4 protein-coding genes are annotated in these 1,434 nt (G+C 35.2%); all 4 read right to left on the minus strand.

Going from position 1 to position 1,434, the window contains the following annotated elements; genetic code table 11:
• A partial coding sequence (locus ACJML3_RS00040) for a hypothetical protein (protein WP_406019578.1) occupies positions 1–221 on the minus strand: 221 nt, incomplete at its 3' end.
• A 9-nt stretch (positions 222–230) separates the two neighbouring features.
• A complete protein-coding gene (locus ACJML3_RS00045) occupies positions 231–665 on the minus strand; it encodes a phage tail protein (protein ID WP_406019579.1) in 435 nt (144 codons plus the stop codon).
• A 75-nt stretch (positions 666–740) separates the two neighbouring features.
• Positions 741–1,163, minus strand: coding sequence for a DUF2513 domain-containing protein (locus tag ACJML3_RS00050; protein ID WP_406019580.1), 423 nt, complete (start codon positions 1,161–1,163; stop codon positions 741–743).
• Between the two features lie 37 nt (positions 1,164–1,200).
• A partial coding sequence (locus ACJML3_RS00055) for a hypothetical protein (protein ID WP_406019581.1) occupies positions 1,201–1,434 on the minus strand: 234 nt, incomplete at its 5' end.

A 1,434-nucleotide genomic window follows, 5' to 3' on the forward strand; every position in this document is an offset into this window, starting at 1 on the left:
TCATATTTCTGAATAGCTTCAATAATATCTATTCTTAACTGCATCATGGCCATAGGCTGAGGCAAATCAACTGAATCAATAGATGTTCCAAAATCACGATTAAGAGGAACTGAACCTTTAACTGTTCCTAAAATGCATTGAACATTCTGGATAATTTCATCTTTTACTGACTGAGGGGCAAGGTTAATTTTTGTTAATGAAGTGACTGTTACAAGTGCCATGTTATCTCCTTACAAAAGATTTTTCAGAGCGCTTAACAAGGTTGTAGATTCATCTTCAATCAGAGTAAGACTTACATCTGTAACAATAGGGATGCCTAGAGCATTAAAAAAACGTCTATCTTCCTTAAAACCGGTAAGGATAAACTTTCCCATGTATTCAGGTCCAAAGCACAAATGATGACTTTCTCCTGATTCAAGCATGTTTTTTAATACAGTGACATAGAGTAAAGGCGGTGATTTGTATTGAGCTGATAGGGTCATTTTAAAAGATATTTCTTTCTTAGAAGGACCAATGTATTCAGACACTGGCTGTTCTCCTATCACGTCATGAGTTGCATATCTAGAAGAATGTGTAATTCCTAAATCTTTAAATGTGGCCACCTGCTCACTACTGCAGGTAAATGGCACCTTTCCAAAGAAACCTAAAACACCAAGAAAAGCCATATACGCTCCTAATTTGAGGCAATAAAAAAGCCTCTGGGGATTAACCGAGAGGCTGTTTTATCTTTTGTTTTAACTCTAAATACTTGCTAGACGTTGAACTATTTGCTCCGCTGCCGCTGTAATAAAAGTCCAGGTTAATTTTGCACCGGACTTGAAGGCTTGATTTTTAATCTTATCCCAAACTTCCTGATTTCGTAAATCTTCTAAGAAGTCATGGCCTTGCATAGATAGACGGTAATTGTTGTTCACACCTTCACGGTCAAACTGCGTATTCTGGATAACACCACAGTCAATCAGAAGCTCCACATGAAGCCATATTTCATTGCGCCTATTCTTTTTTGCTTCTTCAAGAGATTCTGTATCAATACGTCCTGATTTTAAATCAGTAAACTTCTGTGTTTCTTTATCACTTAAACCACCAGATCTGACGTATTCAACAAAGCGATCTTCTTCAAGAGCACAAAGAATGTTTCTGATTAAATCCCAATTACGTTTCATGAGTTAACCTTTGCAGATAGAGCACAAAAAAGAACAATTAAAAATAAGTTGCTAACAATTTGTAATCGATAGGCCATAATACAAGAAGACCTGCAAGTATAAAGGCCAAAATAAGCAATTTATCCTTTAAAGTTACACTCCATATCAATAATAAAATAGGAATCGATAACAGAATTGCATATACAGTATTTCCTGGAATAAAATCAATAATTCTGGCTAATCCTGAGCCAAATCTATAGAAATATTCATTCACAAAAATAATAAAAAAAGA

The organism is Succinivibrio sp., from assembly GCF_045124615.1.
Classification (GTDB): domain Bacteria; phylum Pseudomonadota; class Gammaproteobacteria; order Enterobacterales; family Succinivibrionaceae; genus Succinivibrio; species Succinivibrio faecicola.

Bases quoted from the DNA above. Each gene is read 5' to 3' on its own strand.
- ACJML3_RS00050 (WP_406019580.1), bottom strand. From the start codon at position 1,163: ATGAAACGTAATTGGGATTTAATCAGAAACATTCTTTGTGCTCTTGAA.
- ACJML3_RS00045 (WP_406019579.1), bottom strand. From the start codon at position 665: ATGGCTTTTCTTGGTGTTTTAGGTTTCTTTGGAAAGGTGCCATTTACC.